Origin of the sequence: Nannocystis punicea (genome assembly GCF_026965555.1) — a bacterium.
Lineage (GTDB): Bacteria > Myxococcota_A > Polyangia > Nannocystales > Nannocystaceae > Nannocystis > Nannocystis punicea.
On the sequence record NZ_CP114040.1, the window covers coordinates 2,082,617 to 2,106,056 of the forward strand.

Sequence of the window (23,440 nt, forward strand, 5' to 3'; positions counted from 1 at the left end):
GAGGTCGCTGCGATGCAGCCTTCGCGGTCCGGCTCGCGCGGCCTCATGGCTGCGCGAGCGAGCGGCTCTGCGGCGCGAGAGCACGCGCGGGGTCGCGGTGAATGGCTCGCGGTCCGGGCGAGGTGTAGGTCGAGGTCCGGTTCGCGGGGTCGCGGTGGTACGGCCCGGACGAGCGCCTCCGCGACGCGCAGGCTGCGGGCCCGAGACGAGGGGAGGCGCGAGCGGTCCGGCACGGCGGTCAAGATAGCCCGGCCGGGCCGGCGGCGGGCGCTCCGCGGCGGGACCGCCGGCGAGCGAGCTGATCGGTTCCAAGCTGAGGCGATGGTGGATGGGATCACGCCGGAGCGGGTGCGCGAGATCGTGGCGATGGCGGACCGGCCGGTCCTGCGCAACCTCCTGATCACGCGCGGGTATCACCGCCTGACCCTGGCGATGGCGCAGGTGCTGGACCAGGGCGACTTCACGTGGCCGATCTTCGCCACCTGGGCGTCCAAGCAGGCCGGGCAGTTCATCCGTGAGGAGGAGCTCGGCGCGGGGATGACGACGCTGCTGGCCGCGCGGATGCCCGCGGTGCTGGACAGCGTGACCCTGCGCGCGCCGATCCGGCGGGCGCTGACGCAGATCGCCCGCCACGTGATCACCGGCAATACTCTGGTGTTCGAGGAGCTGGGGGTGGCGTTCGCGACGTTCGCGGGCACGTTCGCCGAGCCGGCGGCGCGCACCGAGGAGCGGCTGGCCGACGTGGTCGCGCTGTTCAGCGAGGGGCCGAGCCTGGCCGACGTGGTCACGATGGCCGACGACGGGACGCTGGAGCGACGGTCGCAGGGCGGGCAGACGATGATCCGCGAGGCCCTGGCCTACTACTTCATGGCCCTGCACGAGCGGTCCGCCGCGGCGCGCGCCGAGCTGGTGCTGCTGGCCAACGGGCTGTGCGGGCTGCACGAGCAGACGCGGCTGCAGCCGTACATCGGCGGGGCGCTGGCGGCTCCGCTGGCGGGCCTGGCGGGCGACGAGGGGACGATCGGGGCGGCGCTGGCGACCGTGATGCGCCGCGCCGCCACGGAATTGATGATGACGATGGCGCTGCCGGGGCAGGTGCTGCGGCTCGGCTCCGACCTGCCGGCGCCGCCGGGGCAGCCGCTGTGGCCCGAGGCGCTGGCGCGGCTCGAGCACCCGCGGCTGTTGCAGCTGACGGAGGAGCTCGGGGCCTACGCGGCGCGCGAGCGCGGGCTCGGGCTGGTCGACCGACTCGAGGATTGGCTGCGGCCGGGCGAGCCGGAGGTGCAGGGCTCCGGGGCCGACGACTGGTCGCGCCTCGGCGACCGCATGCGCTACATCTTCGAGTACTTCCGCTCGCGCCAGCGCGACGCGAGCCTGCTGGTGTCGCCGTTCTCGCCGGCGCAGGAGCAGGACCTGCTGGCGGGGCGGGTCCCGACGGGCCCGCTCTGAGCGGGGGGATCGCCGGCCGGGGCGGGGCCGGCGACGCGGCAAAATCGACGAAAAAGCCCCCCGGCGGCCGATCTCGCGGACGTCAAGGGCCGAAAGCGCTTGATACGGAACACTTGTTCTCCTATAGATCACGCGCGGGCGCTAGACCGCGCACTGAGGATTCAAAACGCTCATGGCCACACCACCCCCGACCACCCCCGCTCCCAACCAGCGCGACTCTGCGATCGAGCTGGCCCTGCAGACCATCGAGAAGCAGTTCGGCAAGGGCTCGATCATGCGGCTCAAGGACGGAAAGATGCCGTCGGGCGAGGTCGGTGTGATCTCGACCGGGGCGGTTCCGCTGGACATCGCGCTCGGGATCGGCGGGCTCCCGCGCGGCCGCATCGTCGAGATCTACGGGCCGGAGTCGTCGGGCAAGACCACGCTGACGCTGCACGTGGTGGCCGAGGCGCAGCGCCGCGGGGGGGTCTGCGCCTTCATCGACGCCGAGCACGCGCTCGACGTCAGCTACGCGCGCAAGATCGGCGTGCGCACCGAGGACCTGCTGGTGTCGCAGCCGGACTTCGGCGAGCAGGCGCTCGAGATCTGCGAGACCCTGGTCCGCTCCGGCGCCATCGACGTCATCGTCGTCGACTCGGTGGCGGCGCTGACGCCGAAGGCCGAGCTCGAGGGCGAGATGGGCGACAGCCACGTCGGCCTGCAGGCGCGCCTGATGAGCCAGGCGCTGCGCAAGCTGACCGGCGCGGTCGCCCGCAGCCGCACGATGGTCGTCTTCATCAACCAGCTGCGCATGAAGATCGGCGTGATGTTCGGCAGCCCCGAGACCACCACCGGCGGCAACGCGCTCAAGTTCTACTCGTCGATCCGCCTCGACATCCGCCGCATCGGCGCGATCAAGGAGGGCGAGCAGGTGGTCGGCAACCGCACGCGCGTCAAGGTGGTCAAGAACAAGCTGGCCCCGCCGTTCCGCGAGGTCGAGTTCGACATCACCTACGGCGAGGGCGTCAGCCGCGAGGGCGCGGTGATCGACATGGGCGTCGAGGCCAAGGTGGTCGAGAAGGCCGGCGCGTGGCTCAGCTACCGCGGCGACCGCATCGGTCAGGGCCGCGAGAACGCCAAGAAGTTCCTCAAGGAGAACCCCGACATCTTCGCCAAGATCGAGGCGGAGATCCTCGCCAAGCACGGCATCACGCCGGCGCACCAGGCGTCGGTCCCCGTGGCCCAGCCGCCCGGCGACGGCGACGTGCCGTCGAAGGGCGCGCCGATCAAGATGGTGCCGGCCGCCGGCGATCCCGACGAGGGCAAGGGCCGCGGCCCGCGCGGCAAGCCGCCCGAGCCCGAGCCCGAGCCCGGCAAGGGCAAGGGCGCGCCGGTCAAGGCCGCCAGCAAGTGATCCGCGGGCCCGTGCGGGCCGCGAAGAGAGAGCGGCTCGTCTCGCGTGCGCGAGGCGGGCCGCGCTCGCGACCGGGCGGTCGGTGAGAAGGGCGCGCCGGTCATGGTCGCCAGCAAGTAATCCGCGGGCCCGTGCGGGCCGCGAAGAGAGAGCGGCTCGTCTCGCGTGCGCGAGGCGGGCCGCGCTCGCGACCGGGCGGTTGGTGAGAAGGGCGCGCCGGTCAGGCCGCCAGCGAATGAGCCGCGGGCGGAGCGGCTCGTCTCGGTGCGCGGCGGTCCGCTCGCTGCGGGGGGCGGGTTCGTGAGACGGGGCAGCGATGGCGCCAGCGAGTGAGCCGTGGCTGCGAAGAGAGCTCGGCTCGTCGTGGGTGCGCGAGGCGGGCGCTCGCGCCGAGGCGAGTCATCCGCAGGGGATATTTCGGCGGGCGCGATGGCTGTTCGAGAGGACATGTCCCACAGGAAATGTCCTCAAGGAAAGGAGTGTTCGGACATGTCTCCGCGGTCAGTCGCCGCGGGCGGCCACGAAGGTGCCGTGGAAGCCGAGCGGGGTGGCGTGGGGCAGGCGCAGGCGGGCGACGGTGGCGAGCTCGCGGGCGTCGAGGACGAGCAGGTGGTTGGTGCGCTCGGCGTCGACGTAGTGCATCGACAGCAGCCAGCCGTCGTCCTCGTCGACCCCGCCGGGGCGGGGGACGAACACCGGCTCGCCGGTGAGGGCGGGGCCGAAGTCGCGGAAGGTGGTGGTGGCGCGCTCGCAGTCGACCTTGAGGATGCCGGTCGAGAACGGGGCCTTGCGGCCGGGGGCGGAGCCGATCGACCAGGCGTAGCGGTGGCGCTGGCTGATCCGGTCCTGGCGGATCGTGCCGAGCTCGCCGGTGTGGTCGGTGAGCGTCTGCTCGCTGACGCCGCCGCCGGGGTCGATGCGGTAGCGCGTGAGGTACGGCTTGACGTGCTCCTCGGGCCGGTCGGGGCGCGGGTTCAGGTCGGGGAAGCGATGCATGCGGTAGCCGTCGAGGAAGATCGCCCCGCCCTCGTCCTCGAAGCCGTTGGGGAAGTGGAAGATGAAGCAGGCGGCGGTCTCGGTGCGCCGGTGCGCGGTGCTGTCGCGGTCGACGACGAGGATCTGCGTCGGCCCCGGCAAGGCCCGCATGGTCTGCACCGGCGGCGCCAGGCCGAGCAACATCTTGCGCAGGTCGAAGGTGGTCGGCGTGAGGAAGAAGACGCGATGGCGCGCGGTCAGCACGAAGTCGTGGATGAAGTAGCCCCCCGGCATGTCGATGAACTCGGGCGGAGCGGCCCGCCCGCTGGCGTCGACGCGGTAGAGGCACAGGCGCGAGCGGGTGCCGGTGGCCGCCAGGCCGAAGTTGAAGAGCTCGCCGGTGACGGGGCAGACCTTGGGGTGGGCGCTGAAGGGCAGCTCGGGCGCGACCAGGCGCTCGACCAGGTTGCCGGGGTTGTGGAGGGCGCCGCCGAGGTCGTCGCGGGCGAGGGTGTCGAGGTTGTCGGGGTCGAGCCGGTGTGGCCAGCCGGCCTCCCACAGCGCGAGCAGCTTGCCGCCGTGGTGGACGACGCTGGTGTTGGCGACGTTCTTGAATCGGGTGCGCAGGAGGTTCTTCAGCAGGCCGCCGGGGATGTTGGTGCCGAAGTTGCGAAAGAGGATCCGCCGGGCCGACTCCTCGGCGAGAAACTCGCGAGTGCGGACGTAGCGGTTGCGGTAGGTGACCCCGCCCTGGCCGTCGAAGGCGAAGCGATTGATGTGCCCGTCGCCGTCGAAGAGGTGGCCGTAGCGGTGGCCGTAGAGCTCGAGCCGGCCGGGGCCGTTGCGGAAGAGGACGCCGCGGAGCTGCTCGGGCACTGCGCCCTCGCACAGCGGCAGGCGGACGTCGAACTCCTGCGTGACGGCCTCGTTGGACCGCTCGTAAATGTCGTAGAGCTCCGGTGCGGCGGACATGCCAGGCGATGTAGACGAGGCCGGCGCAAATTGCGAGGCGGGGCGGGGACCAAAACGCGCTCAGGCGCCGCGGAACCCGCCGCACGGGCGAACACGGGCCGTTTGTGTTAGGGTGGGTGTTCGATGACGCGGAGCTCGTTCACGGCGATCCTCCTGGGCGGGGCGCTCGCAGGCGGCTGCTCGAAGCCGAACCCGCTGTTCCTCGACACCTGGGATGTCGTCACCGACAGCGGTGGCTCGCAGAGCCAGACCTCCGTCGGCACGATCGAGCCGACCACAGTCTCGCCGCCGACGACGACGTCGACCGACCCGCCGCTGACGACCACGTCCTCGACCTCGCTCACCAGCTCGTCCGACGTCACGACGACGACGACCGAGCCGAACCCGACTACCGAGACCACCGGCGATCCGTTCGTGTGCGACGAGCTCGACATGAACGGCTGCTGCGAGGTGGTGGTCGCGGCGGAGGCCGACGCGTTCTTCAGCGACGCGGTCGACGGCGCCTCGGGCGTCGGCTGCCCGCCGGCCGAGCCGCCGCTCGAGAACAAGGACCTCGAGTGCAAGCACATCAGCTTCGGCAGCTCTCCCGCGGTGAGGGTGTTCAAGGACAACGGCGAGATCCAGGCGGCGGACAAGGGCATCAGCATGATGGCGATGCGCTTCCCGACGAAGGACGGGCAGCTGTTGTCCCAGGACGGGCCGGTCCCGACCGACCTGATTGACTCGGTTCAGCTCGAACTCGCGGCTACCTATAACCAAATCTTCTACTCCGACCTGAAATTCACCATCTACGCGCTCGGCGCCAGCGGCTGGATGGAGGGCGACGCGGGCCAGCCGGTCAGCTGCATCAAGGGCCTGGCGTCGTTCGCCTGCCTCGCATGCGGGGATGTGGTCGGCCAGGGCTGCGACGCCACCTGGGTGCCCATGCAGGAGTCGACGATCCTCGACGTGTTGCAGACGCTCGGCGTCGTCGATGCGGTCGCGGGCGGGAATTCGGGGCTGGCGCCGATCGAGCTCGGGTCCCTCAACTCCCCGACGGAGTGGGTGCCGATGATCGCCGAGGGCGGCATGGTGATGGCGCCGCACTCGAGCAAGTTCATGGGCACCGCGTATCCGGAGCTCATGCCGTCGCCGGGGGTCAAGATCGGGACGCACGAAGCAGGGACGCCCCCGCTGCTGCGCGTCCGCGTGTGCAAGCAGTAGCCGGCGGTGCGGGTTCGGCGAGCGGGGGCTCGACGTCGCGGGTGCGCGGTGGAAGGAAACGGGTCCAGCCGAACGGCGAACTCGCCCTCGGTGAAGCCGGGCAGGCGGGTCGGGTGCGCCAGCCGGGGCGCGCCTGCGAGGGAACGGGCGCGCTGCGAGGACCGCCGAGGCTCAGCCGAACGCCAGCTCGAGCGCCTCGCCGACGGTGCGGGCCAGGCGGACGTCGACGCCGAGCTGGTCCTTCAGCTTCCTGGCCGAAAGGGCATGTTGTTTGGGACCTGTCGGAAGGAGCACCCGCTTCATGCCCAGGCGGGCGGCCTCGGACAGGCGGGCGTCGGAGCGCGGGGCGGGGCGCAGCTCGCCGGTGAGGCCGACCTCGCCGAACACGCACAGGCCTGGCGGGAGCGGCTGGCGGCGGTGGGACGAGGCGACCGCGAGCAGGACTGCGAGGTCGCTGGCGGGCTCGCCGAGGCGCATGCCGCCGACGGCGTTGACGAACACGTCCTGGTCGAGGGCGAACACGCCGGCGTGGCGGTCGAGCACGGCGAGCAGCATGGCCAGGCGGACCGGATCGACGCCGACGCAGGTGCGCCGCGGGTTGCCGAACGCCGCGGCCAGCAGCGCCTGGACCTCGAGCAGCAGCGGTCGCGAGCCTTCGAGGCTGGCGGTCACGCACGAGCCGATGGCCGGGCTGTCGCGATCGGTGATGAAGGCCTCGGAGGGGTTTGCGATCTCCCGCAGGCCGTCGCCGCGCATCTCGAACACCCCGAGCTCCTGGGTGCTGCCGTAGCGGTTCTTGGTCGCGCGCAGCATGCGGATCGCCCGCTCCTCGTCGCCCTCGAACGAGAGCACTGCGTCGACCAGGTGCTCGAGCAGGCGCGGGCCGGCGAGCTGGCCGTCCTTGGTGACGTGGCCGACGACGACGACCGGCACGCCGTGGGTCTTGGCGAAGCCGACCAGCGCCGAGGTGACTGCGCGGATCTGGCTGATGTTGCCGGGCAGGCCGTCCTGGGCGCCGCTGTGGACCGTCTGGACCGAGTCGACGATCAGCGCGGCGAGGGTTTTGGCTCGCTCCTGGGCGGCGCTCAGGACCTCTTCGATGCGGGTCTCGGCCATCAGGAGCAGGCCGGGGTGGCTGGCGCCGAGGCGGCCGCAGCGGGCCGCGACCTGGGCCACCGACTCCTCGCCGCTGGCGTACAGGACGACGCCGTTGCGCCGGGCCAGGCCGACAGAGGCCTGCAGGAGCAGCGTCGACTTGCCGATCCCCGGCGGCCCGCCGAGCAGCACCACGCTGCCGGGCACCAGACCGCCGCCGAGCACGCGATCGATCTCCCCCATGCCGCACGGGCGCCGCGGCTGGCGGTCGACGATCGTCTGCGCGTCCGTCGAGGCCACCACCTTGCCCGGCCCGGCCGGCCGGTCGCCGGGCGGCGGCGCCGTGACCTCCTCCTCGATCGTGTTCCACGCGTCGCACGTCGGGCACTTGCCGAACCACCCGGTCGTGACCGCGCCGCACGCCTGACACACCCACCGCTGCTGGGGCTTCTTGACCTTGCTCATGGGACCTGTTTAAAAAGGCATGGCGCGAGGGACATGGCGCGAGGGACAGGAGAATCCTGGACCGCGGGCGCGTCGCCGCGACGCGAGCTCAGGTCTACGTCGCCCGCCGACCCGGGGCAAGCGCCGCGGCGCGGGCCGGATGCGCGGCCGCCGAGAGCGGCGTGGAGGCCCGTAGTTTCAGGGCCGCGTCGTGCCCGTCGGTCGAGTGAGCCGGCGACGGGAGGTCAGAAGCGGATGCCGAGCTGGGCCTGCACGGTCTGGGCGGCCTTGGGGTCGCCGTTGTTGGGCAGGCCGGCGAGGGTGCCGTCGGGGCTGTACTCGACGCCGCGGCTGAAGGCGCCGAACGGGAACATCACGCCGTACTGGAGCTGGAAGAAGATCGGCTCCTGCCGGTCGTGGTAGCGGAAGGCGGCGTCGATCTCGAGGCCGTAGTTGGCCTTGTTGCCCCACGTGTTGAGCCGCTGGGGGGCGACGGCGTACTCGATGTCGAGGCGGCCGGAGAAGTTGTTGTCGAAGAAGTAGAACGCCAGCCAGGGCTTGAAGTAGGCGGCGTTGGAGGCGGTGCCGAGCAGCTCGCGGAACAGCAGCAGGTCGGAGAAGTAGGCCGGGTTGAAGCGGAACTTCGACCAGGTGCGATCGTCGAGGTTCGAGTTCCACGGGGTGTTGTAACGGAAGCGCGGGTCGTTGTCGCCCGAGGCGAACCCGTGGTCGAGGCCGAGGTGGAACTTGTCCTTGAACAGGCCGTACTTGAACTCGAGGGCGTAGCCGAACTGGGTCAGCCAGCGGCGGCCCATGTCGGGGTCGTTGATCGTATAGACGTCGTCGCGGTCGTTGCCCTGGGCGGTGTCGAGGGCGCCGCGGTCGTTGATCTCGTTGAAGCGGCCGAGCACGGCGGCGCCCTCGAGCTCGACGCGCAGGGTCTTCCAGTTGACGCGGAACCACACGTCGGGGGTGAAGACCAGGGCGCGCCGGCGGATCAGGATGTTGGCGTAGTCCTGCAGCTGGTCGTAGTACTCGTTGCCCGAGCTGCCGATGTCGGAGCCGTACTGCTCGTTGAGGTGCGGGTCGATGCCGATGCCGGGGGTGCCGGTGACGCGGTCGATCGCCTGGTAGCGGGCCCACACGATCGCGCCGTAGTTGACGACCGGGCGCCCGAGCGCCAGCTTGCGCTGCAGCATCGCCGGGTCGTCGCGGCGGAGGATCGAGATGCGCCACTGGTAGACGTTGTCGAACTTCTCGACGCTGATGGTCTGGCCGGTGGTGTAGTCCTGCTGGTACGGGCCGTAGAAGGGGCCGAAGATCTGCGCGGTGGTCGGGCCGCTCGAGGCCCAGTCCCACGAGAACTCGAGCGTGTGGGTGCTGCGGCGGTCCTTGCCGAAGTCGAACCCGAGGCGCAGCGAGTCGACCGAGTCGCCGTAGTCCATGTCCAGCATGCGGACGATGTCGGCCGCCTCGCCGCGGTAGTAGCCGTTGCCGTCGTTGGCGACGATGCCCATGCCCCAGTGGTGGGGCATGCGGCCGAACTTGATGTCGAGGCCCCAGCCGAAGCGGATGTGGCCGTACGCGCGCTTGACGACGATGCTGTCGCGGCCGCTGTTGCGCATGTCGGACGGCGGCAGCTGGGTGCGCGTGAACAGGTCGATCGGCGCGTTGGGGTTGTCGGCGAGCAGCGAGTCGGGCGTGCTGCCGAGGACGAGGTTGTCGAGCGCGTCGAGCTGGGCGTGGACCTTGACGGTGTCGGTGACGTGGATCGTCGGCTCGATGCGCATGCGCATGTTGGCGCTGGCGAACCCGTTGCGGCGGCCGCAGCGGCGGCTGGCCTTGCTGGCGTTGATGCCGAGGCCGGTGAGCGTGCCGACGCAGTTGACGTCGCTGGCGCTGCTGCCCTCGCCGAAGCCGCCGACGGTCTCGGCCGCGACCGACGGCGGGACGAAGTACGGGTTCTCGAGCGCCGCGTTGTCGGCGTAGTTGGTGCCGATCGTCGACTGGTTGCTCTTGCCGCTGCCGAGGTCGAGGCGGTGGAAGTAGTCGGCGCGCATGCGCATGTAGCCGTGCAGCTCGAACAGCTGCAGCTGCCGCAGGCCGCGCGGCTGCGCCGGCACCGGCTCGATCGGCTGCAGCGCCTTCTTGTCCTTCGGCGCTGCCTCGGCCGGGCCTTCCTTCTTCTTCTCGCCCTGGCCGCCCTGGCCCGGCATGCCGCCGCCGCCCATCGGGCCCATGCCGCCGCCGCCCATGCCTCCCATGCCCATGCCGCCGCCCATCGGCGCCTGCGCGTGCGCGGTAGAAGAGCCGGTGAACAGGTTGACGAGGCCGAAGGCCGGGATCAGCCAGAAGAGGCGGTGTGGCCGCGGGGGCGGAGAGGTCGGCATCGGCGAGGCGCCGGACGCTAACAACCACGCGGTGGTGCGTCAACCAGTGCGCTGACTCGGGACGCACGAAAACTCGGGAACAAGTCCCTCGCGGCTGGAGTTTCGTCGATCGTCGTGCGGCTCTTTCGGGGCCGGCAGCCAATTTGCGGCGCGCGCCCCGGCCTCGTACCCTCGCGGCGATGGCGACGTGGTGGCAGCCCGGTCAGCTCTTGTTCGTCGGTTTCGAGGGGAAGACGGTCCCGCCGGACCTCGCCCGCCTGCTCGGTCAAGGCCGGATCGGCGGTGTGATCCTCTTCGCTCGCAACATCGAAGGTCCCGAACAGGCGCGCGGGCTGGTGCGTGCGCTCCACGAGGCGGCGCCGGCAGACGTGCCGCTGCTCGTGGCGATCGATCAAGAGGGAGGGCGCGTTCAGCGCTTGAAGGCTCCCTGGACCCTCTGGCCGCCGATGCGAGCCCTCGGGCGGAGGGACGAGCCGACGACCACGGCGTCGGTGGCCGGGGCGCTGGCGCGTGAGCTGTCCGACCTGGGGATCGGCCTCGACTTCGCGCCGGTGGTCGACGTCGACACCAACCCGGTCAACCCGGTGATCGGCGATCGCAGCTTCGCGGCCGAGCCGGCGCGGGTGGCCCGCCACGCGACCGCCTTCATCGAAGCGATGCAGGGGGCCGGCGTGGCTGCGTGCGCCAAGCACTTCCCCGGCCACGGCGACACCCGCTCCGACAGTCACTTCGAGCTGCCCCGTCTGCCGCACGATCTCGACCGCCTGCGGGAGGTCGAGCTGGTGCCGTTCGCGGCCGCGGCGCGGGCCGGCGTGGCCAGCATCATGTCGGCCCACGTCCTGTTCGAGGCGCTCGACCGCAAGCGCCCGGCCACCCTGTCGCCGCCGGTGATGCAGCTGCTGCGCGGCGAGCTGGCCTACGACGGCGTGGTCTTCAGCGACGACCTCGAGATGAAGGCCGTCGCCGACCACTTCACCCCGGAGCAGCGCGTCCGCTGGAGCCTCGAGGCCGGGCTCGACGCGCTGCTGGTGTGCAGCCAGGCCGATCTCCGCGACGAGTCGCTGCGCCTGCTCGAGCACTTGCCCGACACCCTGGTCGAGACGGCCCTGCGGCGCGTGGTCGCGCTCAAGCAGAAGTTCGCCCCGCGCCACCGCGACCGCGTGCTCGGCCCGCCGAAGCCGAAGGAGGCGCCGGGGCTGGTGGCCGACCTGTTCGCCGCGCCCGAGGCCCTGCGCACGCCGGAGCCCGAGCAGGTCGGGCCGCCGTATCTCGAGCACGAGGAGCTGGCGCGGCGGGTCCGCGACGAGCGCTGAGCGCGACGCTCGGGGCATGGGGAGTGGCTCTGCGGCTTGCGACGTCGCCCGACGGCGCGGCGCGAGGATGGCCGAGCTTGGGGTCCGGGACGTTCGGCGGCTGACGACGCCGCGTGACGACGCGGAGGTCTCGGAGCGTGGGGATGCACAGGGGCGGCGCGGGATGCGGTGGATGTCTCTCGGGACATGTGAAGCCGCTCCGGGGCTTACGGGTACAGTGAGGTTCCAGATGGATCCGCGCGATGCCGGTGATTCCTGGCGCGTATGTGTCACGAGAGACATGTCCTGTAGAACATTTCCGTGATGGCATGTCCTTCGGGACATCTATCGAGAGCGCGCCTCGCGGGCAGGAGCGCCCGTGAGCCGGCGCGGACGCCAGCCGGCGCGGGAGCCTCACGGTTCGCGCGTGTCGCCCTCGGCGTGGCCTCGTGCGGGCGGGCCGGGGACCGCCCCGTGGCGGCCGCGCCGGCCGGTAGAGCTTGCTAGCTTCGTCGCGGGAGGGTCGGCATGGGGCGAGCGCGCGGCGAAGGGGTGCTGGCGGCGGTGCTGATTGCGTGGAGCGGGGGCGAGGGCGCGGCGAGGGCAGCGCCGACGACCGCGGGGCAGCATGCGAGAGCGGCGCTGCAGGCGAGTTTGCCGGCGGGCGTGGGCGTCTATCACATCCGCGTCGCCTCGGGCCACGGCGGCGGCAAGGGCCGCGACCTCCACGCGGGCGAGCACTACACCGGCTCGGCCGTCAACATTCGCATCGCGTGCTCGACAGCCACCACCTGACCGCGTCGACGCTGCTCGACTACGCGGGCGTGCACGTCGTGTACTGGCGGCTCGATCCCAACGGTCAGCCGGTGCATCGCGTGTGCGACTGCGTGACGTGGTGGGAGCAGCGGGTCTACGAGCACATCGACGGCCCGCTGGCGGCGAGCGGCAAGCCGGTCAAGCCGAAGGGCTCGCACAACAAGGCGCGGGCCCTGCCGGACGCGCAGATGGACGCGCTGGCGCCGGTGTGCGAGAAGATGAAGCTGGTCGGGCCGACTGTGGCCTATCCGGCGCAGGGCAAGCCGACGGCGAAGGAGCAGACGCCGCCGCCCCCGTACGTGCCGAAGGGCGCGCCGCAGTCGCCTCCGCAGGTGCGGCCGCACATCGGCGAGCCGATGCTGTCGGCGCTGCGCGACGGCTTGCCGCAGACGCACGGGATCTACTGGCTCAGCACGCCGTGCGAGTACCCGATCCACGTCTACGTCGGCTCGGCCGACGATGTGCGCAGCCGCCTGCTCTACCAGGATCACCCGAAGGCGCGGATGGTGCTCGAGGCGCCGCGGCCGACGGTGGGGACGTGGGCGCTCGACATGTCGCGGGCCGAGCTGCCGCCCGGGCGCGACCCCGGGGAGGTGTGCGCCTGCTTGACGTTCGCCGAGCAGGTCATCATGGACGAGATCCTCGGCAAGAGCCCCGAGTGGGCGCCGCCCAACATGCAGTCGCTGGTGCCCGGGCAGGTCGTCCTCAACTCGGGGCGGGCGATGGCGAAGGAGCGCATGAACGACCCGAGCATGATGTCCATGTGCTACCCGGTGCTCGGCTCGCTCGAGCTGCGCTGGCCGCCGCCGGGCTCGTGCCCGTTCCAGGCGCCGCAGGCCGGCCCGCCGGCGCGGCAGGGGCAGCAGCAGGGCAGGCCGCCGGGGCAGGGCTGGCCGCCGGCCGAAACGCTGCTGTGCCGGGCGCCCGAGCAGGCCGCGAGCGCGGGCGAGTGCGGGCCGTGATAGGGCGCGAAGGACATGCCCGAACGGACATGTCCTGGCGCGCATGCCCCGGCGGACATGCCCTAGAAGACAGGCGTCAGCCGGCGATCGAGCAGAACGCCTCGTAGTCGATCAGCTCGATCTCCTCGGGCTTCTTCGAGCACACCCGGCACTCCGGGTCCTTGCGCAGCTTGAGCGTGCGCCACTTGGTGCCGAGGGCGTCGAACACCAGCAGGCGGCCGGACAGGGTCGAGCCGACGCCGAGGATGATCTTCAGGGCCTCGTTGGCCTGCAGGGTGCCGACGATGCCGGGCAGCACGCCGAGCACCCCGGCCTCCTGGCACGACGGCGCCATCCCGGGCGGGGGCGGGTCGGGGTAGAGGCAGCGGTAGCAGGGGCCCTCGTGGGGCAGGAAGGTGGTGAGCTGGCCCTCGAAGCGGAAGATCGAGGCGTGCACGACCGGCTTGCCGAGCTTGAGCGCGGCGTCGTTGAGCAGGTAGCGGGTCGGGAAGTTGTCGGCGCCGTCGACGATGACGTCGTAGCCGCCGATGATGTCGAGCACGTTCTCGGAGGTCAGGCGGGTCTGGTGGGCGACGACCTTGACGTCGGGGTTCAGGGCCTGCAGCGTCTTGCGGGCGCTCTCGACCTTGGGCATCCCGAGGCGCTCCATGTTGTGGAGGATCTGCCGCTGCAGGTTGCTCTCGTCGACGAGGTCGTCGTCGACCATGCCGATGGTGCCGACGCCCGCGGCCGCGAGGTAGAGGCTGGACGGCGAGCCGAGCCCGCCGGCGCCGAGGCACAGCACCTTGGCGTCGAGCAGCTTGCCCTGCCCGAGCTCGCCCACCTCGGGCAGCATGATGTGCCGGCTGTAGCGCTTGATCTGCTCGGCCGAGAGGTTGCGCGGGCGCTCGAACGCGTAGCCGGCCTGCTTCCACGCGCGGAAGCCCCCGGCCATCGACGACACCCGCTCGTAGCCGAGCTCGTGCAGCGACCGGGCCGCCAGCGCCGAGCGCGTGCCGCCGGCGCAGTAGAGGATGACCTCGCGGTTCCGGTCGGGGACGAGGTCTTCGATCTTCAGCTCGAGGAAGCCGCGGGGGATCCACTCGGCCTTGCCGACGAAGCCCTGCTCGTACTCGTCGCGCTCGCGGATGTCGACGAGCACCGGCGGCGGTTCGCCGCCCGCCCCGTGCACCCGGGCCCGGGTGTCCTCGACCGACACCTCGCGGACCTGGCGCTTCACCTGGCTCAAGATCTCGTTGAAGCTCGCCATCGCCTCTTCTCCGTGCGGGGCGGGAAGTTCACGGTCGCCCCGTCCGTGGGTTTTAGCCGAAGTCGTCGCCGAGCCGACAGGTTCGCGGCTGTCTTTTGGGGCATGTCCGCCGGTGCAGGTGATTGCAGTGCGCTGACTCACCGCCGGCGCGTGCAAAGCCGACGTCCCGGCGACCGACCTGTCAGGGTCCGATGCCCTCGCTGCCGCACACCGTTCTCCTCGAGCTGCTGCGCCGCGCGCCGCCTCTCGTCGTCACGCTGCTGCGTGAGGGTTGCGCGGCGCCGTTGCCGCGATTCGCCGGCGCGCAGGTCGTGGAGTGCGAGTTCGCCGACATCGACCCTGCCGAGGTGCGCGCCGACCTGGTGCTGACGCTGACGGGCAAGGGCGGTCGGCCCGCGCTGGCGATCGTGGTCGAGGCGCAGCTGCGACGCGATCCCGCCAAGCGCTGGGTCTGGCCGGTGTACCTGGCGTCGCTGCGCCGGCGGCTGCAGTGCCCGGTGCGCCTGCTGGTGCTGACGACCCGACCGGCGGTCGCGCGCTGGTGCAGTCGACCGATCGACATGGGCGACGGCCGCTGGGTGCTGGTGCCCGACGTCCTGGGTCCGGAACAGATCCCGCAAATCACCCGCGCCGGCGCGGCCCGGCGCGAGCCGGAGCTCGCGGTGCTGTCGGTGCTGGCCCACGGCCGCGGCCCCCGAGCGGTCGCCATCGGCCGCGCCGCGCTCGCAGGCGTGACCATGCTCGACAGCGCGCGTCGCCCTCTTTACACTGATCTCGTCCGGTTTTTTCTCGGCGCCGCCGCGCGCGCCGAGCTCGGAGTCGACGCCATGCAGCCCCTGAGCGACGAGGAAATGCTCCGCCCCTACTTGTACCTCTACCGGCGCTCGATCTTCGGCCAGCTCATGGCCCCGCTGCATCGAGCCCGCCGCGAGGCGCGACAGGCAGAGGCGCGCGCGACCGTGAGAGGGCACAGGGACGGCGAGCTGGCAGGCCTTCACGAAGCGCTGCTCGCCATCCTCGACGCGCGGTCGATCGCCCTGACCGCGACGCAGCGGCGCACGATCACCAGCTGCCGCCGGCGAGCCCAGCTGTTGCGCTGGGTTCAGCGCGCCGCCACCGTCACCAGCACGCGCGAGCTGTTCGCTGCCCGCCGTGCGACGAAGCAGCCGGTCGCCCCGCGTTGACGCGCTATACTCCGCGCCCCGTGCCCGCCACCGCCTCCCCGACCGCCGTTCCTGACGACCGCGAAGCGTTGCAGACGCTCGCCCGCAGCCGGGAGCGCCTGGTCGAGCAGCTGCACCGGCGGATCGTCGGCCAGCAAGGGGTGATCGATCACCTCCTGGTGTGCCTGTTCGCCGGCGGCCACGGTCTGTTCGTCGGCGTGCCCGGCCTGGCCAAGACGCTGCTCGTCAGCAGCCTGGCGCAGGCGCTCGAGCTGCAGTTCTCGCGCGTGCAGTTCACGCCCGACCTGATGCCGGCCGACATCACCGGCAGCGACGTGCTCGAGGAGGACCCGGTCAGCGGGCGGCGCAACTTCCGGTTCGTGCCGGGGCCGGTGTTCTGCAACCTGCTGCTGGCCGACGAGATCAACCGGACCCCGCCGAAGACCCAGGCGGCGCTGCTGCAGGCGATGCAGGAGGCGCGGGTCAGCGCCGGCGGGCGCACGCACCCGTTGCCGCTGCCGTTCCACGTGTTCGCCACCCAGAACCCGATCGAGCAGGAGGGCACGTACCCGCTGCCCGAGGCCCAGCTCGACCGCTTCATGCTGCAGATCGTGGTCGGCTACCCGAGCGAGGAGGACGAGCGGCAGATCGTCGCGCTGGGGGCCGAGCAGGCGCCCGAGCTGCAGCCGCTGCTGACCCCGGCCGAGCTCACCGCCCACCAGGCGTTGGTGCGGCGGATCCCCGTGCCCGCCTCCGTCGTCGCGCACGCGGTCGCCCTGCTGCGCGCGACCCGGCCGAGCGAGGCCACCTGTCCCAAGGGGCTGCGCGAGCTGATCCAGTGGGGCGCCGGCCCGCGCGCGGGCCAGCAGCTGGTCGCCGCCGCGCAGGCGCGGGCGGCCCTCGACGGGCGCCCCGCCGTCACCTCCGACGACGTGCGGGCCCTGGCGGCGCCGGTGCTGGCCCACCGCCTGGTCCGCAGCTTCATCGCCGAGAGCCGCGGCGTCGGCGCGGACGAGCTCGTCGCCCAGGTGCTGGCCGCGGTGCGGGCCTGAACGTCGCCATGTCCTCGCCGCCAGTCAGATGCTTTTTTCAGGGGCGGAGTAATCTGTCCTTCGGGGCGGGTCGGTCCCCCGCAGGGGTAGGCTGGCGGTCGGGACATGTCTTTGTGGCCATGTCTTCAAGGCCAGGCTTGCGACGACCTCGCGTCCCGGGATGGTCGAGAGGACAGGGTCTCATGGACATGTCCTTCGGGCCAGACATCCATCAACCCGGGCTCGCCGCCTGACCGTCACGCCATGGCCACCGGACCCGACCCCGACACCGCCCTCGCCGCCGCGCTGCCGCCCGAGCTGCGCGAGCTGCTGCGCGGGCGGGTGCTGCGGGTCGGCCAGGCGGTGTGGGGCGGGCGGCCGGGGCGGCACCTGGCGGCCCGGGCGGGCGCGGGCGACGTGTTCCGCGGGCACCGGCCGTACGTCGCGGGCGACGACCTGCGCCGGCTCGACTGGCGCGCCGCGGCCCGCGACGACCGCTACGTCCTCCGCCAGCACGACGCCGAGGACGTGCTGTCGGCGGTGTTCCTGCTCGACGGCTCCGGCGGCATGTCCTATGGGACAGGCATCGAGCGCAAGTCGACCTACGCGGCGGCGCTGGTGGCCGGGCTGGCCAGCCTGGCGGCCCGCCAGGGCGACCGGGTGGGGCTCGCCAGCGGCGGCGGCGGCGGTGTCGAGCTGCAGCAGGCGCGGCCGCAGGGCGGGGCGCGCCGGCTGCTCGCGCTGGCCGAGGCGCTGGCCCGCCCGTCCGCGGGGATCTGCCCGTGGCCGCGGCTGGTCGCGGCGGTCGGGCCGCAGCTGCCGCGGCGCAGCCTGGTCGTGCTGGTGTCCGACTTCCTCGACCCTTGCGCCGAAGGACAGGTCGCAGGGGACATGTCCGAAGAGGCAGGGCTCCCCGCGGCCGAGGCCGGCCTGCTCGACGAGCTGGCGGCGCTGGCGGGGCGCGGCCACGCGGTCGTGCTGCTGCAGGTGCTGCACCGCGACGAGCTCGAGTTCCCGTGGTCCGGGCGCGAGCTGCTGCAGCTCGAGGACGTCCGCGGCGTCCGCCCGGAGGTCGAGGGCCTGGGCGCCAGCCTGCGCGCGGCCTACCTGCAGCGGGTGCAGGCCTACCTGGCCGCGTTCCTCGGCGGCTGCCTCGCCCGCGGCCTGGTCTGCCACCGCGTCGTCACCGACACCCCCGTGACCGCCGCCTTCCTCGGGCTGCTGCGCGCGCTGGGCGGCGAGCCGGCGCCGGAGGAGGTCGGGGCGTGATGGCGCGGGCGACGGGAAGGGACGCTCGGCTCCTGGCGACGTGGGCCTCACCTGTCCTCGGGGACATGCTCGCACGGCGTCCTGTCCTCGGGGACATGCTCGCGCGGCGTCCTGTCTTCGGGGGCATGCCCGGGCGGCGTCCTGTCCTCGGGGACATGCTCGCGCGACGTCTTGTCTTCGGGGGCATGCCCGGGCGGTGTCCTGTCCTCGGGGACATGCTCGCGCGACGTCTTGTCTTCGGGGGCATGCCCGGGCGGTGTCCTGTCCTCGGGGACACGCTCGCGCGACGTCCTGTCCTCGGGGACATGCTCGCGCCGCGCCCTGTCCTCGCGGACATGCTCGCGCCGCGCCGACGCCGCGCGCAGGAGGTCCGGGCGTGAGCCTGCTGGCGCCGCTCTTGCTGCTCGGCCTGCTCGGCCTGGCCGCGCCGCTGATCGCTCACCTGCGCGGGCGCGAGGAGCCGCGGAAGATCGCCTTCGCCGCGACCCGCTTCGTGCGCACCGGCGACGAGGTCGTGACCATGCGCCGGCACCTGCGCGACCGCCTGCTGCTCGGGCTGCGGCTGGCCGCGCTGGCCCTGCTGGCGCTGGCGCTGGCGCGGCCGGTCAGCTCGGGGCGGGCGCGGGTGGCGGTCCTCGGCGAGCCGCACGACGCGATCCTGCTCGTGGATGGCTCCTTGAGCATGTCCTTGAGGACAGATCGCGTGCGGGCGCTGGACGGGGCGGCCGACGCCGCGGCGGCGGTCGTCGACGCCTTGCCGCCGGGCAGCCGGGTCGGCCTCGTCACCAGCGATCCGTCGGGCCCGCGGCTGGAGCTGTCGGCCGACCTCGGGCTCGCGCGCGAGGCGATCGGCGAGTGGCTGGCGGGCGGCGCCCCGCGGGCCGGGGCGTGGCCGCTCGACAGCGGCCTGCCGGTCGCCGCGGCGCTGCTGCGCGGCGACGCCGGCGGCCGGCGGCGGGCGGTCTACGCGATCGGCGACCCGACTGCGCGCGGCCTCGGCAGCCTGCCCGAGACCGCGGGGCCCGACACCCCGGTCCTGCCGGTGCCCGCGCTCGGCAGCCTCGACGCCCTGCCGCCTGTCCCCGAGCACCTGTCCCTCGATTCCGTCGGCTGGGAGCCGGCGCGTGACCTCGACCCGCGGGCGGTGCGGGTGTGGGGGGTGGTCCGCCGCCACGCGCCGGGGCCGCTCGAGCCGGACAACCTGCGCCGCGTGGCCGTCGCCATGCAGCTCGGCGGCGAGGAGGTCGCGCGCGCCGACGTGATGGTGCCGCGCGGCGGCGAGGCGCGGGTCGAGTTCACGCACACGCTGATCGGCGACGGCCCCAGCCCGGCCTCGCTGGCGCTGGTCGAGCTTGCCGACGACCCGCTGCCCGGCGACGAGGTCCGTCACTTCTGGCTGGCCGGCGAGGACGAGCTCGACATCGTGCTCGTCAACGGCGACCCGAGCGAGATGCGGGCCCACGACGAGGTGTTCTTCCTCGCCACCGCGCTGTCCGCCGCGCCCGGCCGCCGCCTGCGCGTGCACGGCCTCGCGCCCGACCAGCTCGAGGCCCGCCTGCGCGAGCCGAGGCCGCTGGCCGGCGTCGACGTGGTGGTCCTCGCCAACGTCCGCGCGCCCGCCCCCGACGCCGCTGCCGCGCTGGCCCGCCGCGTCGAAGAGGGCCTCGGCCTGTTCGTGACCGTCGGCGAGCGCGTCGAGGCCGCCGCCTACAACGACCGCCTCGGCGAGCTGCTGCCGCTGCGCCTGCGCGAGGCGCTGGTCGTCGGCACCGCGCCCGGCCGCACCGAGAACCGCACCGAGGGGCTCGCGCCGGCCAACCTGGCCCACCCGGCCCTGCGCGGCCTCGGCGACGACCTCGGCCTGCTCGGCGCCCGCACCCGCCGGCTGTTCCTGCTCGAGCCCGACGCCGCTCGCCCGGTCGACGTCGCCCTCAGCTTCACCAGCGGCGCCCCGGCCCTGATCACCCACACCCACGGTCGCGGCCGCGTCGCGCTGCTCACCACCTCGGTCGACCGCGACTGGTCCGACCTGCCCCTTCGGCCAGGTTTCGTCCCGCTCGTCGAGCGCCTGGTCGCGTACCTCGACGCCAGCCAGCAGGGCGCCGCGGGGGCGGTGCTGCGCGTCGGCGAACCGCGGATCTTGCCTGGCGACCGCCCCGCGACGGTGATCACGCCGACCGGCGAGCGCCTGGCCGCGGTGCCCGACGGCCACGGCGAGGCTGTCTTCAAGGACACCTGGGTGCCCGGCCACTACACCGTCGAGCGCGGCGAGGACGAGCCGCCCCTCCGCTTCGCGGTGCAGGTCGACCCGGCCGAGAGCGACACCACGCCGCGCGCGGTCGCCGGCCCGCAGATCGAAGGCGACGAGGTCCTCGCCGCCGCCCGCTACCCGCGCTGGCGCCCGCTGGTGCTGCTGGTGGCGCTGATCCTGCTGATCGAGTCGATCCTCCGCTGGCGCCTGACGACCCGCCGCGGGCAAGCGCGCGGCCGGTGAGCCGCCCATCTTATTGGCTACTGGTGGCGCTGATCCTGGTGATCGAGTCGAACCTCCGCTGACGCTTGACGACCCGCCGCGGGCAAGCGCGCGGCCGGTGAGCCGCCCATCTTATTGGCTGCTGGTAGCGCTGATCCTGGTGATCGAGTCGATCCTCCGCTGGCGCCTGACGACCCGCCGCGGGCAAGCGCGCGGCCGGTCCCACGCGGCGCGCAGATCCGCGGCCGGAGCCCGGCCGCCAGCGACGTCTCACCGCCGCCACGGGGACTCCTACCATCGGGCCCGGCCGCCATCTTCCTCGCCGGCCTGGGGCCGGTGAGCTGCCCTTCTTGTTGAATGGACATGTTCATACGAACATGCTCTTGAGAGCATGTTCGTATGAACATGTCCTCGAGTCGTCGCTCCGCGACCGTGCTGCGAGCCGAGCGTCGAGGAGTTCGCGGCATCACGCTGCGAGCTGCCCCGAGGCGCGAGCCGGCGCCAACAGCGTGCGCGAGCGCCGAGGGCAGGGGGCCGTGCACCGGGCGACGGCGGTGGCGGCCTTCTCTGGTGTGCGTGCGCCGTCACGCCTGCCGCGACGAGCCGAGGGTGCGGCGGATCGCCGTCACGCCGGTGTCGATCATGGCGGCGAAGCTCGGCGCGGCCGCGTCCGGGGCCACGTCGGTGATCCACACGAGCCGGCTGCCGCCCAGGTCGCCGGGGAGCACCTGGAACGAGGCGTGGTGGCGAACCTCGGGGTTGTCGACCACGGCGTAGGCCAGGCGCCGGCGGACGTCGTCGCGGCCGATCAGCCGCTCGCGCACGACGACGTCGCCGATGAACGTGACTGTGCGGTACTCGCCCGCGAGCGTGGTGTCGACCACGAAGCCGCGGGCCAGCCGCTCGTGGATCGCCCCGACATCGCAGAGCGCGGCCCAGCTCGCGTCGACGTCGGCGTCGACGAGGATCTCCCTGTAAATTGTCGTCATGGGTCTGTCTCTCCGCGGAGAGGCTGGCACCGGGCCTCGCCGGGCGCTTGGACGATCTTGCGGCGGTCGTCGGGGCGGGTACCCTCGCGCCGTGACCTGGTTCCTCGACAAGGCGTTCCTCGCGGGCCTCGACCTCCACGCCTACGACGCAGCGGCCATCGCCACGCGCGTCGGCGCTGCCCCCGACGCGGTCGCCGCGTTCGTCGACCCGCGGCGCACTCTGTGGGTCCAGAGCGGCCCGGAATACGGGTGGCTGGCCGGCGCGGACCGGCAGCACCGACCGACGCTGCTGTTCGTCGGCGCACCGCGCCTCGACTCCGCGACGGTGCAGCCGCTCAACGCGGTGACGTTCGACCGTGGGGCCATGACGATCGAGACCGCGGCGATCGCCCTGTCGGGCCCGCTCGAGTGGGAGGGCGTCCTCGCCGCGGCCGCGGCCGCGATCGGCTTCATCCACGTCGGCAACGCGCCGATCTTCCCCTTCAAACACCCGACGATCTGGCACTACGCCGCGGTCCCGTTCCCGTTCCATCTGCACGACGACGCGCTCGGCCGCGGCGAGGGCGACCCGGAGCTCGTGCGCCGGTGGATCGAGCGCGGCAACTACGTCCTCCACTGCGGCGACGCGTTTTATTTGGGCGAGGGCGGCGAGGTCGAGTCGTCCTGAGCTGGATGTCTCCGAGTACATGTAGAAAAGGGCATGCTCCGAAGCGCATGACCTGAGAGACACTTTTAAAAGTGCCGCGTCACCGGCGCCAGACCAGCTCGGTCGGCGCGTAGTGGCGCATCTCCTCGATCTGCGCCACGTAGGGGCGGATCGCCTGGAAGAACGGGCCGAACTCCGGGCCGCGGCGGAAGCCCTGCAGGTGGGCCTCGGTCGACTCCCACTCGATGCGCAGGACGTAGTGCTCGGGCGCCTCCTCGCAGCGCGTCAGCTCGTAGGCCAGGCACTGCGGGGCGGCGCGCAGCGAGGCGCAGGCGCGGTCGTAGGCGACCTCGAAGGCGGCGGGGTCGGTGGGCACGCGGTAGCGGATGTACTCGACGATCATCGGCCGCGAGCATCCGCCCGCCGGCGCCGCCGATCAACGCACCGGTTGGTGCGTGCGCGCGGCGCGACGGGCATGATGCTCGGCGTGACCGACTTGACGCGGACCTTCGGTTGCCCGGTCGAGCTGACCCTCGAGGTGCTCGGCGGCAAGTGGAAGACTGTCCTGCTGGCGCGGCTCAAGCAGGGCCCGCAGCGCTACGGCGACCTGCGGCGCAACGTCCCGGGGCTGAGCGACAAGATGCTCACGCAGCGGCTGCACGAGCTCGAGCAGGTCGGCCTGGTCCGGCGCGAGGCGATCGCCGGCCACGAGCACTACGCGCTGACCGCCCGCGGCGAGTCGCTGCGCGCGGTGCTGCAGTCGCTGTACGACTGGGGCAGCGCGTTCGCGGTCGAGGCGGACGTCAAGCTCGCGCCGTAGCGCCCCGGTTGCAGCGCGGATTCGCCGACGTCGAGCTCGCATGCATGGCGCCGCCGTCCGATGCTTGCGATCGGCCTGGCACGCCGAGGTGCGCTTCGCCTCCGCGGAGGCGATCGCGGCGCTGCAAGAGGCGCTCGCGCGCGGCACCTTCGGCGACGTGCTCGAGCTGCTCGTCGCCCGCCTGCGGGCCAATCCGTCGGCCGACGTGTGAGCGCCGTCCGCCGGAAGCCCTGCGTCCGCGCTGGCGGGCCCGTCCGCGCGGCGTGGTCTCGCGGTCGAGCTTGCCTGGATCGCCGGCGCCGACCATGGTTGAGGCACCGCGGAGGAGCTCATGCAGCAGACAGAACCGACCGGACGTTGCGACTTCCTCGACATGCTCGAAGAGTCGGCCCACTTCAAGCGGCCCGTGCAGGTCGAGCTGCGCACCGGCGAGAGCTTCCAGGCCCAGGTGCTCGACGTGATCACCGAGTCGGGCGAGGACTTCGTGCTGTTTCCCGACCGCGAGCGGATCCCGGTGACCCAGATCGTCCGCTGCACCTCGACCTTCGATCACGACCCGCACAGCTACGACGAGAAGCTCTGACGCGCCGCCTGTCCTCGAGGGCAGGCGCCATCCGGCGGGAGCCGGCGGGGAAGACAGAGGACCTCCGCGTCCAGCGGCTCTCCGTGGCGCACAGGTCCGCGCGCTCGGGCTGGTGCCTACGAGGGCTGGTACCCCCGCCTGCCGCCGGGCCAGGTCCCGGGCTCCGATCGGCCGGGTCCCAGGGCTGCGCCGATCCGGCAGCGTGAACGCGTCGCGGCGTTCACCC

Annotated in this window: 20 protein-coding genes; 14 read left to right on the top strand and 6 right to left on the bottom strand. The window is 72.6% G+C overall.

Annotated features, from left to right (window positions below; all coding sequences use genetic code 11):
• Window positions 1-321: 321 nt before the first annotated feature.
• Together O0S08_RS08040 and recA are read left to right on the top strand one after the other, a co-directional pair.
• Window positions 322-1,449, top strand: a complete 1,128-nt coding sequence (locus O0S08_RS08040; protein ID WP_269038441.1) for a hypothetical protein — start codon at window positions 322-324, stop codon at window positions 1,447-1,449.
• A 172-nt stretch (window positions 1,450-1,621) separates the two neighbouring features.
• Entirely contained in the window at window positions 1,622-2,842 is a 1,221-nt protein-coding gene (gene recA / locus O0S08_RS08045; protein WP_269038442.1) for a recombinase RecA, read from the top strand.
• Window positions 2,843-3,343: 501 nt separating this feature from the next.
• On the opposite strand, the gene O0S08_RS08050 is transcribed toward recA, so the two are convergent.
• Window positions 3,344-4,789, bottom strand: coding sequence for a carotenoid oxygenase family protein (locus tag O0S08_RS08050; RefSeq protein WP_269038443.1), 1,446 nt, complete (start codon window positions 4,787-4,789; stop codon window positions 3,344-3,346).
• Between the two features lie 123 nt (window positions 4,790-4,912).
• On the opposite strand from O0S08_RS08050, the gene O0S08_RS08055 reads away from it, so the two are divergent.
• Window positions 4,913-5,992 carry a hypothetical protein gene (locus O0S08_RS08055; protein ID WP_269038444.1) on the top strand — a complete coding sequence of 360 codons (1,080 nt, stop codon included), beginning with the start codon at window positions 4,913-4,915 and terminating at the stop codon, window positions 5,990-5,992.
• Between the two features lie 171 nt (window positions 5,993-6,163).
• On the opposite strand, the gene radA is transcribed toward O0S08_RS08055, so the two are convergent.
• Window positions 6,164-7,552: a DNA repair protein RadA gene (gene radA / locus O0S08_RS08060; RefSeq protein WP_269038445.1), complete on the bottom strand. Its 1,389-nt coding sequence runs from the start codon at window positions 7,550-7,552 to the stop codon at window positions 6,164-6,166.
• Window positions 7,553-7,776: 224 nt separating this feature from the next.
• Window positions 7,777-9,921, bottom strand: coding sequence for a TIGR04551 family protein (locus O0S08_RS08065; protein ID WP_269038446.1), 2,145 nt, complete (start codon window positions 9,919-9,921; stop codon window positions 7,777-7,779).
• A gap of 179 nt (window positions 9,922-10,100) precedes the next feature.
• On the opposite strand from O0S08_RS08065, the gene nagZ reads away from it, so the two are divergent.
• The 3 genes from nagZ to O0S08_RS08080 all read left to right on the top strand — a co-directional run bounded on the left by nagZ (window position 10,101) and on the right by O0S08_RS08080 (window position 12,991).
• The gene (gene nagZ / locus O0S08_RS08070) at window positions 10,101-11,234 is read left to right on the top strand and encodes a beta-N-acetylhexosaminidase (RefSeq protein ID WP_269038447.1); all 1,134 of its coding nucleotides are present in this window, start codon (window positions 10,101-10,103) and stop codon (window positions 11,232-11,234) included.
• A gap of 507 nt (window positions 11,235-11,741) precedes the next feature.
• Window positions 11,742-12,008, top strand: a complete 267-nt coding sequence (locus O0S08_RS08075; protein WP_269038448.1) for a hypothetical protein — start codon at window positions 11,742-11,744, stop codon at window positions 12,006-12,008.
• A complete protein-coding gene (locus tag O0S08_RS08080) occupies window positions 11,987-12,991 on the top strand; it encodes a hypothetical protein (RefSeq protein WP_269038449.1) in 1,005 nt (334 codons plus the stop codon). Before O0S08_RS08075 ends, O0S08_RS08080 begins: the two co-directional genes overlap by 22 nt.
• Window positions 12,992-13,067: 76 nt before the next feature.
• Here the strand turns inward: O0S08_RS08080 and moeB are convergent, their stop codons facing one another.
• Window positions 13,068-14,240, bottom strand: a complete 1,173-nt coding sequence (gene moeB, locus O0S08_RS08085; RefSeq protein WP_269038450.1) for a molybdopterin-synthase adenylyltransferase MoeB — start codon at window positions 14,238-14,240, stop codon at window positions 13,068-13,070.
• Between the two features lie 191 nt (window positions 14,241-14,431).
• Between moeB and O0S08_RS08090 the strand changes: the two genes are divergently transcribed.
• From O0S08_RS08090 to O0S08_RS08105, 4 genes are all read left to right on the top strand, one after another.
• The gene (locus tag O0S08_RS08090) at window positions 14,432-15,424 is read left to right on the top strand and encodes a hypothetical protein (RefSeq protein ID WP_269038451.1); all 993 of its coding nucleotides are present in this window, start codon (window positions 14,432-14,434) and stop codon (window positions 15,422-15,424) included.
• Complete coding sequence (locus O0S08_RS08095) at window positions 15,421-16,455, top strand: AAA family ATPase (RefSeq protein ID WP_371879531.1); 1,035 nt, start codon at window positions 15,421-15,423, stop codon at window positions 16,453-16,455. The genes O0S08_RS08090 and O0S08_RS08095 overlap by 4 nt, the downstream gene beginning before the upstream one ends.
• 243 nt (window positions 16,456-16,698) lie before the next feature.
• Window positions 16,699-17,703, top strand: coding sequence for a DUF58 domain-containing protein (locus O0S08_RS08100; protein ID WP_269038453.1), 1,005 nt, complete (start codon window positions 16,699-16,701; stop codon window positions 17,701-17,703).
• 376 nt (window positions 17,704-18,079) lie between these two features.
• Entirely contained in the window at window positions 18,080-20,197 is a 2,118-nt protein-coding gene (locus tag O0S08_RS08105) for a BatA domain-containing protein (RefSeq protein ID WP_269038454.1), read from the top strand.
• A gap of 563 nt (window positions 20,198-20,760) precedes the next feature.
• Here O0S08_RS08105 and O0S08_RS08110 read toward each other — a convergent pair.
• Window positions 20,761-21,165, bottom strand: coding sequence for an SRPBCC family protein (locus O0S08_RS08110; protein ID WP_269038455.1), 405 nt, complete (start codon window positions 21,163-21,165; stop codon window positions 20,761-20,763).
• A 91-nt stretch (window positions 21,166-21,256) separates the two neighbouring features.
• Between O0S08_RS08110 and O0S08_RS08115 the strand changes: the two genes are divergently transcribed.
• Window positions 21,257-21,832, top strand: coding sequence for a hypothetical protein (locus O0S08_RS08115; RefSeq protein ID WP_269038456.1), 576 nt, complete (start codon window positions 21,257-21,259; stop codon window positions 21,830-21,832).
• Window positions 21,833-21,911: 79 nt separating this feature from the next.
• Here the strand turns inward: O0S08_RS08115 and O0S08_RS08120 are convergent, their stop codons facing one another.
• The gene (locus tag O0S08_RS08120) at window positions 21,912-22,214 is read right to left on the bottom strand and encodes a putative quinol monooxygenase (protein ID WP_269038457.1); all 303 of its coding nucleotides are present in this window, start codon (window positions 22,212-22,214) and stop codon (window positions 21,912-21,914) included.
• An 84-nt stretch (window positions 22,215-22,298) separates the two neighbouring features.
• Here O0S08_RS08120 and O0S08_RS08125 point away from each other — a divergent pair, with 84 nt between their 5' ends.
• The 3 genes from O0S08_RS08125 to O0S08_RS08135 all read left to right on the top strand — a co-directional run bounded on the left by O0S08_RS08125 (window position 22,299) and on the right by O0S08_RS08135 (window position 23,214).
• Complete coding sequence (locus tag O0S08_RS08125; RefSeq protein ID WP_269038458.1) at window positions 22,299-22,631, top strand: winged helix-turn-helix transcriptional regulator; 333 nt, start codon at window positions 22,299-22,301, stop codon at window positions 22,629-22,631.
• A gap of 88 nt (window positions 22,632-22,719) precedes the next feature.
• Window positions 22,720-22,842, top strand: coding sequence for a hypothetical protein (locus tag O0S08_RS08130; RefSeq protein ID WP_269038459.1), 123 nt, complete (start codon window positions 22,720-22,722; stop codon window positions 22,840-22,842).
• A gap of 120 nt (window positions 22,843-22,962) precedes the next feature.
• Window positions 22,963-23,214 carry a hypothetical protein gene (locus O0S08_RS08135; RefSeq protein WP_269038460.1) on the top strand — a complete coding sequence of 84 codons (252 nt, stop codon included), beginning with the start codon at window positions 22,963-22,965 and terminating at the stop codon, window positions 23,212-23,214.
• Window positions 23,215-23,440: the final 226 nt, after the last annotated feature.